The sequence below is a fragment of the candidate division WOR-3 bacterium genome, assembly GCA_016926475.1.
GTDB lineage: Bacteria > SDB-A > SDB-A > SDB-A > SDB-A > JAFGIG01.
The window spans coordinates 1-9,708 of sequence record JAFGON010000065.1 but is presented as its reverse complement, the minus strand read 5'-3'; the positions used below and the strand labels follow the sequence as shown (position 1 = coordinate 9,708).

The following is a 9,708-nucleotide window of genomic DNA, read 5'->3' as shown; positions in this document are numbered from 1 at the left end:
TTTATAAAATTTGTATTTCAAATTTTATACTTCGTGTAGGTGACAATTTTTATTGTCACCGGCTTCGTGTCCTTCGTGGTGGAAATTATCTTTGGTCTTTTTACTAAATATATTTATTTATCAGTCAACAGATTCTTTCTCCCGAAAAACGTGTAGTAGAATACCGGCAGGATGAAAAGGCTTCCGAGAGTCGAAAATACAAGTCCCCCCGTGCACGAAATAGAAAGCTTTGACAAAACGTATATGTCCTGCTTCGAGAAGACGAAAGGGATCAGCCCAAGAAGTGTAGTAAGGGTAGTTATAACAATCGGTCTGAATCTGTGTCCGCATCGCGTTATTATTTCCTGCGCGTCCTGCTTTTTCCCTCTCGTCAAATGGTCAATCAAAACTATGCCGTCGTTGACGGCAATGCCGAGAAGAAGTATCAGTCCGACGAAAGCACTTGCGTCGAATTCCTTTTTGAATAACCAATAGACAAGGGCGACTCCGAAAAAAGAAATCGGAAGGACGATCAGGATCAGAAGAGGTTTTTTCAACGACTCGTAAAGGCTCGAAAGTACTGCCAGTAGCAGGAAAATCGAAAGGGCTATAGCTATTATTATCTCTTTTTTCTTTAACCCTTCCTCTTCCATGTAAAACTCAACATCTCCGAGTTCAAATCCTTCGGGAAGATGAACCGACGACATGAAAGCCTGCCTGAACCCTTCCGCCTGTTTGTATGGGCCCTGATAGTCGTAGGCGATCATTTTTGTGTACTGTTGGTTCTCTCTTTCTATATGAGGAGGATATGTAACTTCGCTTAGCGAACAAAGGTCTCTCAACTCAAATCCCGCCTGGACCCTCAGGGATAGAAGGTCCTCCTTCCTCAGAATGCTGTCTGTGAATATATTCAGCACGAACCTGTCTTCGTCAGTGACGAGATACGATGTCACTTTTTTTCTCAACGCATTGGCGACAGAGGCAGGATTGAAACCCTGCATGGGCATCGCCCTGTTTGGTGAAACAATGAATTCCTTCTGCGCTCCCCTGCCGTAGAATGACACGTTCAAATCAACATTTTCAATTCTCGGGTTCTGAAGAAGTTTCTGTTTGACCATTTCTGCGTATTCATTGAGTCTGTAATAGTCATAACCCTTGAGTGAAAACTGAGGAAAACCTCCCCCGCCACCTCCTCCCGTGAAAAACGGGTCACCCATGCCGATAATTACAATCCTGCAGTTGGCGAAATTGACTGCGAATCTCTGCAGTTTTTCTTTCAGGGCGTAAGCAGGTTGGCATGGTTCCTCGTAGTCGATTTCGAGAAGTATTATGTTATTGAGGATTATTGTGAACAATTTTTCGTATCCGGTCTCTTCCAGTATCTCCTCCTCGAAGTCTCCGGCTATTTTCAGGACCTCTGATTTGTCGCTTCCGCTGGGAAGAAAAATCCTTACATATAGCCTGTCCTCTTCGCCGTATCTGAATGGCTGTCCTTTTCTTACATTTTCCTTGAATATCCAAGCTCCTGCTAAAATCAGCAAAATCGCAAGCGGCATTATGATCCACCTAAGTTTGAACATCCCCTTTAACGTCCTGAGATAAAGTTTCGGCCTATACGCCGTCTTAGGCTTTATACGTCCTGAAAGAATCGGCACCAAGGTGAAAGCGACGAAGATTGAAGATAAAAGGCTGAAGGAAGCCGATAGAGCGAAAGGAACATAGAGCTGTCTCGAAGTCCCCTGAAAGAAAAGAAAAGGCACAAAGACGACGATTGTCGTGAAAGTCGAGGCTATGACCGGCAGAAATACCTCTTTTGCCCCGGCAGTGACGGGATTTTCATTTCCCTCCTCCTTGTGCCTCAAAATATTTTCGAGGACTATTATCGAGTTGTCGACGACCATACCGAACCCCAGGGCGATTCCGCTTAAAGTGAATACGTTGAGGGAAAGTCTCGAAAAATAAATACAGACGAATGTCAGAAGTGTCGAAAACGCAATAGTCAGAAAGAAAAGAAACACCGAATAGAAATCCTTCATCGTGAAAATGAAGGACAAAGACACACCCACAAGGGCTATTATCCCAAGTATTGCTATCTTTTTTAAGTTTTCTCTTATGTCGTCGGCTTCGTCTCTCTCAAATTCGACGGTTACCTCGCCGTTTACTTCCAGGTCTTCGACGGCTTTTCTTATATTTCTGCTGAATTCCAAAAGGCCTATGTCGTTCCTCTTTTCGATGTTCAGCGTAATGACTGGATTTCCGTTCACTCTGCTCAGATAATACGGGTCGCTTATTCCGTATCTTACAAGGGCAATTTTCGTCAGGTCTCTGCCGTATATGAACATCATCTCCGGGTATTTTTGCTCTTCGACCACTAAAGGAATCGAAGCGCCTCCTTCTTTGATTCTTCCCGCTGAAAAGTCTTCTTTCATGAATTCTGACAAAACTGCAAAGGGAGAAAATCTGGGGTCGAAGATCTCAACCCGTATTTCTTTTTCAGGGTCGCCGTAAACCAATATATTTTTGACCCCATCCACCCTTTCGAGTTTTTCCTCAATTTCCCTTGCTTTTTCTCCCATTTCTACAAGGTCGTAAGGTCCCGACACCGAAAGTACAACCGGGTATCCGCTTTCAAATTCGTCAGGGGATCTCTCTGTTATCTCGGGTGCTCTGGCGTCTATTGGAAATTCGATGCCCGAAAGAGCCTCTGTCAGCAAAACTTTCTGATACGTGACGTCGACAGATCCTTCAAACTCAATCTCTATAGTGCTCTGCCCCCTTGACGACCTCGATGAGACGTTTCTGACCCCCTGGAGTCTGAAAACTTCGCTCTCGATTTTCCTCGTTATCTCTCTTTCGACAAGTTCGGGAGATGCGTCCTGCCAGTTGACCGAAACGCTCATCGTCGGGTATTCGGTGTCGGGGTATAGCTCCACGGGAAGATTTACGAGGGAAATAATCCCTAATACGGATATGACCGCGTAAACCGAAAAAAGCGTTACAGGTCTTTTAACGAAAAACTCTATCATAGATAAAAGGAATGAAAAGCAGAGAAACGAAACTCGAAAGAAGCAGACCGCCGATAATTCCTCTGCCAAGGGGTGAATGAAGAGTATTCCCAAGAGAAAACGGCAGAAGACCCAGAACCGTCGTCAGTGTAGTCATCAATATCGCCCTGAGCCTCTCAACTGAAGCTTTTTTGCCGGGATAGGAGACTCCCTCTTTTCTGAACTTTTCCGCTTTATCGACTAAAATTATCGCGTTGTTGACGACTATGCCGACTAGCACGACAAGGCCTATCAGGGACATGGCGTTTAGGCTTGTCCCTGTCAATATGAGACTGAGAAAGAATCCGGAAGCCGCGAATGGAACAGTTATCATTATAAGAAAAGGCAGTTTAAACGACTCGTAAAACGAAGCTAAAATTAAAAACACCAGGAAAGCCGCCACTATAAAAGCGAACACGACACTAGTCTGCGATTTTCTGTATTCTTCAGCCTCACCGCCAAGTTCCGACCTGAAAGGAAAAGACGGAGCTCTGAACCTCGCATCGTAAGGCAAAATGGCTTCAACACATCTTTTGCCGTTGAATCTCGTTATCGCTTTGTCAATCTCCGTCGTGTCTATCTTGGTAAAAAGTTTCAGAGGGAGATTTCCTATTCTGAACCTGGAAAGATCTCGAAGTGATCCTCTGGCTTCCAATGAGATGACGAGGTTTTCCTCGCCCCTCTCGACATCTAATATCTCGTTTCCACCCGTGAAAAGCTTTAACCTCGACACCACGTCCTCGGCGTCATGTCCGAAAAGCGAAAGAAGATCCTCCCTCAAGGTTATGTTTATTGTCCTTATCTTCTGGGAGTATGTGAACACTGCGTTCGGAAAAACCCCCTGTATCATCCGTTTTACTAAATCGCTTTCGCCTGTCTCTTCATAATAACCTCTTAAGGTTATTGTTCCGAGGGCAGAAAAATCAGCCGTCACAGGGTTGTAATCCCTGTAGGAATAATTGAGTCCTGAGTAATCGCTGAATATTCGTTCTAAATCCCTTGGCGAATTCCATGCTTTGACCCTTATAGCACCGCTGTTTTCACCCGTAATGCCGAATGGATCTGTCCTGCCAGCAAGAAAGAGATTTTCTATTTTCATGGTATTGAAATATTGTGCGAACCTCTGCCCTACTTTTTCAGTCTCTGATATGTCGGTTCCCGGGGTCAGTTCATATTCGATCAGGGTCTCCTGACCGAGTTTCGGAAGCATTTCCTTTTTGATGAATAAAAACACCGATAGGCCTGAAATAAGAAAAACCGCGAAAACTATTACAACAAGGGCCTTTTTTTCGTAACACTTGTCTAAAATTGCCTCAAATCTTTTTTCTATTGCCGAGTAGATCTTCGTGTTCTGGTCTTTCTTCATCGATTTTGAAAGAAGTGGCAAAACAGTGAAAGCTACAAAAAGCGAAAGCGCCAGCGTTATTATCACCGAATAAGACAGAGGTTTGAGCATCGACCCGGCGATTCCGTGGACGTAGACCACCGGGAAAAAGACCGCGACAGTAGTCAGAACAGAAGTGATCACAGCAACCGCGACTTCCCTCGCGCCTGCGACCGAATCGCCTTTTCTTATGATGTTTTCGAGGACGACTATTGAGGCGTCAACCAGCATTCCTATTGCGAGCGCCAGTCCCGCAAGGGTCATGGTGTTTATGGAAATTTTGAAGATGTAAAACACAAAAAAAGCCGGCACGATGGAAAGCGGCATGGACACCGAGAGTATGAGCGGTATTCTTTTGTTGCCCGTGAAAAGAAAGAGAACCGCAAAGGCGAGGAATCCTCCAATCAATAGGGTCAAGACGATGTCCCTGATTGAATTTTGGATAAAATCCGCGTCGTCGTAAGAGATCCGAAATTCCAGTTCCGGGTATTCCTTTTCAAGGTCTTTCGTCAGTCCTCTAACGCGGTCTGAAACCCTTATAGAATTCGTGTTCCAGTCCCTGTATATCTCGGCAAAATACCCGAATTCACCGTTGTAATAGACGGCGCAGTTCCTGTCCTGCTCTGTCTCCTCTATAATCGCGACGTCCTTGAGATTGAAAAGTCCACCTTTTAACGGTATGTTCTCGATGGATTTTACGTCGTATGTAGTCGAAACAAACCTCAGGGGAAAAGTGTAACTTCCGTCTTTTACAAGGCCTGACGGTGCAGAAATATTGTATGAAACTATGGCGGCGCCGATTTCATCCGGTGTTATCCCGTAGGCATCGAGAAGGTCAGGTTCTACAGTAATTTTTATTTTTTTCTTCATAATCCCCAGAATTCTCGCCTCGCTGACGCCCTGTACCTGCTCCAATCTTCTCGATATCACGCCTTCGATGAGTTCCCTTTCTCCTTTTATCCAAACTCCCATTATCGGCCTTGAAGAGGGGCCTGTGGTCATTATCGTAGGCCTTTCTGCTCCTTCGGGGAAAGACCAGTACGCTTCGTCCATTTTTTCGCGGAGCTGAAGAAGAGCCGCCTTCATGTCCGTGTCCCTGTGGAAATAAAGAGTGACTATTGAAAGACCCTCCGACGACACCGATCTTATGTCCATGATACCTTTTACAGAATAAGCGCGTTCTTCGATGTTTGCGGTTATCTCTCTCTCAACTATTTCGGGCGACGCCCCTGAATATCTGCAAACGACTGAATACTCAGGCTTCCTGACGTCAGGAAGGAGTTCGAACGGAAGGTTGAAAAGGGATATTACACCGAGGACGGCCAGAGCCGTATAGAGCATCGCCGTCAGAACCGGTCTTTCTGTGAAAAACTTTATAAATTTCATTCAAAGAGTACTTTTACTTTTGTGTCGTGGGCTATTGTGAACTGACCCTCGACGAGAACAGTGTCGCCTTCCTGCACTCCTTCTAATATTTCTATGTAATCCCTCCCTCTCTCGCCGACTGTCACCCACTGCCATTTTGCCTTGCCTTCCCTTACGACGAATACTAAAAACTTGTTCTGTCTGTTCAAAACAGCGTCGTAGGGAACCCTCAGCCTTTCAGGATACACTTCGCTTTGGATCTCGACAGACACGATCTCCCCTACCTTCCACTGACCGTCCAGGGACACTACGGCTTCTCCCGTTCCCTGCTCATCAACTACAGGTGAGACCGATACGACTGCCCCATCGCTTCTTCTGTCGCCTTCGACGGACGACACAATAGCCCTGTTGCCTGCGCCGAGACTCCAGAGCTCGGTCTGCGGGACGTACGACCTGACTATGAGACCTCCTCCCGATATGACCGAGAGGACGAGTTCTCCCTGCCGAACACTGCTTCCGGCTTCAAGCGTGATATTTGTTACGACTCCGCTGAAAGGCGCTCTGATGTTGAGGTCTTGTACGGTCCTCGCTATGGACGCGTATTGTCTCTCGGCGTCCAAAAGCCCCGAACTGACCCTCAAAAGGTTCCTGTTTGTGTCGCCTGTCTCAAGTCCGTACTGGTATCTTGTTCTCGCCTTCTCAAGGTCGAAAAGCGCCTGTTCGTAACTTGCCATCTCGCTGGAATATCTGAGCTGAGCCAGTGCCTGCCCTGACCTGACGCTGTCCCCCTGCCCAACGTAAAGTCTTTCGATAACCGTGTTTGAAGGACTTATAAAATCGACTCTCTTTGTCGCGTCAACTCTGCCGAGTGTTTCCACCCATTCGGCGACATCGCCGATGTCGGCTATCGCGCCCTTGACCTCAAGCGGCGGAATTTCGTCGGTCTCGATTTCTTCAATGGAATCTTGGTTCTTTTTGTCGAGAACGAATTTTTTCAGGACAAAAAAACCCGCTATTACGATAAGGAGGATTATTACTATCGTGATTGCTATCTTTTTCATTTGTCTGCTCCTTGATCAAGGGTCAGAAAAGAACCGCGAATAATTACTGCTCAACTCTTTTATCAAAATTCAAATCTAAGATCAGCATTTCTTTGAGGACGGCGCCGTATGCTTCGAGCGCGTCGGTGTAGTCCCCAAGATAAGAAAGCTGTTCGGAAGGTGACGACATTTCCCACGGAGTTCTCAATAAAACTTTTTCCGCCGCCTCGAATGTTGATAACGCTATCTCGAACCTGACGAGAAGTCTTTGGGAGTCAGTACCGATTTTTCTCTTCTGAGCTGCAATCTCAGCCTCTAATCCTGCTTTCCGTTCCCTGAGGGCGGACAGCGAGTATTCGAGCGATTTTATCCTCTCTCTGTCTGAAAATCTGAATATCGGCACTGTTATCCCTGCAGCAATTCCCCACCTGTTTTCTTCTACATCGTACAAAGCGCTTGTCTCCTCGTCTCTTCCGTTCAGTCCGTAATAACCCTGAAAATCCAGAGAAATTTCCGTGGCGGATTTTTCTTTTTCCAAAAGATAAACAGCGTCTTCTATATCATCCTCCATGTCCGCAAGGTCGTAATAAGAAAGAGGAGTTATCTCACCTGTAAACACTGGTACATCCGGAAGTACAGCTGCGAAAGAATCCTCTCCCGTGGCGAGCTCGAGCTCATCTATAGATTGAGATATTTTTGAATCCGTCTCAAGTTTTTTCAATATGATTAATCCAAGTCTGCTCTGGTCTCTCAGAAGATCTACCTCTTCGAGATATCCGCTTCTGTAAAGGTGTTCGAGTTCTCCGAACTGCCTCAAGGCAAGGCTCTCCATTGCGTAAAATGTCTCACTCGCGCGTTGAAGAATATAGAGATCAACATAATCAGACCTCAGGGAATATAGAACATTTCTTTCTGTTCTCTCTAAATTCCGTAGTTCTCTCTCGTAATTCCTCTCGTAGTATTTAATTTCATTACGAGGCAGAAAATTTCCCAGAACGGGCTGGGAGAGAGAAAAAAAAACATTTCCCTCGTAGTAGTTTTCGTCCTGGTATATGTTTGAGGTCTGGTTGACCTTTGACAGCTCATAAGACACTTCGGCGTCTGCTCCCGTAGGCAGTAAAGCCGAGAGGTGTGCTCCCAGGACTCCTTCCTCTGTCTTCGTCCATATTTTCAGTGGTTCTGGGAAAGGCGGATAATTCGTGTAATTTGAAGAGTACGAAATTCTCGGTAGGTATCCGGTCAGGCTGAGTTCAGGGATAAATTTATAGACCTGCGACCTGTACTGCGATCTCGCCGCTAAAACTCTTTCCCTCGCGGCTCTCATTTCATAGGAGTTCGACACCGCCAAGGACTCCGCCTGAGAAAGGCTTAAGACGAGTGAGACCAGAACATTAAATAAAACTAACATAGTTTCAAAGAATTTAACATAAAATACGCCAAAACGCCAATATCAACAGATATAAAACATTTTTGTCTATACATTTATCCTTCTTTGGTTTTCCCTCAACAAACCGTTTTCAAGGTATAATACTTTTTTGTAATCCTTTTCCTCCTCATCATGGGAGATGACTATCAGAGTTTGATCGGCGAACAACCCGTCAATCGCTTCCTTGATGCCATATCTCGCCTCATAATCAACACCTGAAAAAGGTTCGTCGAGGACTATAATTTTAGGATTTTTAAGAAAGATTCTAACCAACCCTATTCTCTTTTTCTCTCCTCCGGATAGATTGAACCCCATTTCCCCGGATTGTGTAAGAAGTTTTTCCGGCAGTTTAACTATGGTCTCTGACAACCCAGCATTTTCAATTGCTGTTCTGAGTTTTTCTTCTTCAACTTTTCTTCCAAGAGTAATATTCTCCTCGAGCGTTCCCTTGAACAACATTACATCCTGGGACATGTAGCCAATATTTTCCCTAAGAACTTTCAGTGAATATTTTTCTACATCTCTACCCGACACTTCTATATTTCCGCTGTCCTGCTTTATGTAACCGAACAAGAGATTTACGATAGTTGTCTTACCCTCTCCGCTCCTGCCTTTTATCAAGACTTTTTCTCCCGGGTCTATAGTAAAGCTAATACCCTTGAGAATACTCCTCTCTCCTCTTTTGAAAAATACATCTTTGTATTCGATAAAGGCGTTTTCAATCTGTTCTATTCCGTTTCTGTGTTCGGTTTCTTTGTCCAAGATTTCCTTTATCCTCTCGAAAGAAGCCATCCCTTCCTGGACTCTCTGGTTCAAAGACAACAACCCTAAAACAGGTGAATAGAGATAATTCGCGAATGACGAAAAAGCGACGAGGGTTCCAAGTGTCATCTCTCCTCTCATTATCAAGTATCCCCCAAACCCAAGAACAATAAGAGGAGATATACCGTTTATGAACGTAATGAATGAGATAAATTTCAATCTGACCCTGAAAAGCGCCAAAACTCTTCTGACAAAACTCTTTTGTGAGGAGTAAAACTTTAATGAACTCCACCTCTCGGCGCAGAACTCTTTTACGAGTCTTATTATCAAGAGATTTTCTTTAAGAAATCCGCTTAGAAGAGCACTCTCTTCCCTGACCTTTTTGCTATATTCCTTGATTTTCTTGGAATAGACAAACGCAAAATACACATAGAAAGGAAGAAAGATTATGGAGGCTACGGCGAGTTTCCAGGAGAGGTAGAATATAGCAAGGGCTCCGACAAGTATTGTCAGGCCGTCTCGTAAAAGATTTGAAAATACATCAACAACGAGCCCCTGGACGGCTGATACGTCGCCGATTATTCTCGTCGATATATAGCCAGAAGGATTTTCATCGAAGTATTGGACGGGAAGTCTTATTACATGCTCATAGACCTTCATCTTCAAGTCCATCCCTATTCTCTCGCCTATGAACTCTTGCAAGTAACC

5 protein-coding genes are annotated in these 9,708 nt (G+C 44.9%); all 5 read right to left on the bottom strand.

All coding sequences use genetic code 11. The features are described 5' to 3' along the window. Positions 1–113: 113 nt before the first annotated feature. Positions 114–3,005, bottom strand: coding sequence for an efflux RND transporter permease subunit (locus tag JXA84_06475; protein MBN1150847.1), 2,892 nt, complete (start codon positions 3,003–3,005; stop codon positions 114–116). Further along, the gene (locus tag JXA84_06470) at positions 2,986–5,793 is read right to left on the bottom strand and encodes an efflux RND transporter permease subunit (GenBank protein ID MBN1150846.1); all 2,808 of its coding nucleotides are present in this window, start codon (positions 5,791–5,793) and stop codon (positions 2,986–2,988) included. The genes JXA84_06475 and JXA84_06470 overlap by 20 nt, the downstream gene beginning before the upstream one ends. Beyond that, positions 5,790–6,833, bottom strand: coding sequence for an efflux RND transporter periplasmic adaptor subunit (locus JXA84_06465; protein MBN1150845.1), 1,044 nt, complete (start codon positions 6,831–6,833; stop codon positions 5,790–5,792). Before JXA84_06465 ends, JXA84_06470 begins: the two co-directional genes overlap by 4 nt. Positions 6,834–6,876: 43 nt before the next feature. Next, positions 6,877–8,220, bottom strand: a complete 1,344-nt coding sequence (locus JXA84_06460; GenBank protein MBN1150844.1) for a TolC family protein — start codon at positions 8,218–8,220, stop codon at positions 6,877–6,879. Between the two features lie 66 nt (positions 8,221–8,286). Next, positions 8,287–9,708 (bottom strand): ABC transporter ATP-binding protein (locus JXA84_06455; protein MBN1150843.1); only part of this gene is annotated, 1,422 nt, incomplete at its 5' end.

Excerpts from the sequence above, each read along its gene's own strand:
- JXA84_06475 (MBN1150847.1), bottom strand. The coding sequence starts at position 3,005 with ATGATAGAGTTTTTCGTTAAAAGACCTGTAACGCTTTTTTCGGTTTAC.
- JXA84_06470 (MBN1150846.1), bottom strand. The coding sequence starts at position 5,793 with ATGAAATTTATAAAGTTTTTCACAGAAAGACCGGTTCTGACGGCGATG.
- JXA84_06465 (MBN1150845.1), bottom strand. The coding sequence starts at position 6,833 with ATGAAAAAGATAGCAATCACGATAGTAATAATCCTCCTTATCGTAATA.
- JXA84_06460 (MBN1150844.1), bottom strand. The coding sequence starts at position 8,220 with ATGTTAGTTTTATTTAATGTTCTGGTCTCACTCGTCTTAAGCCTTTCT.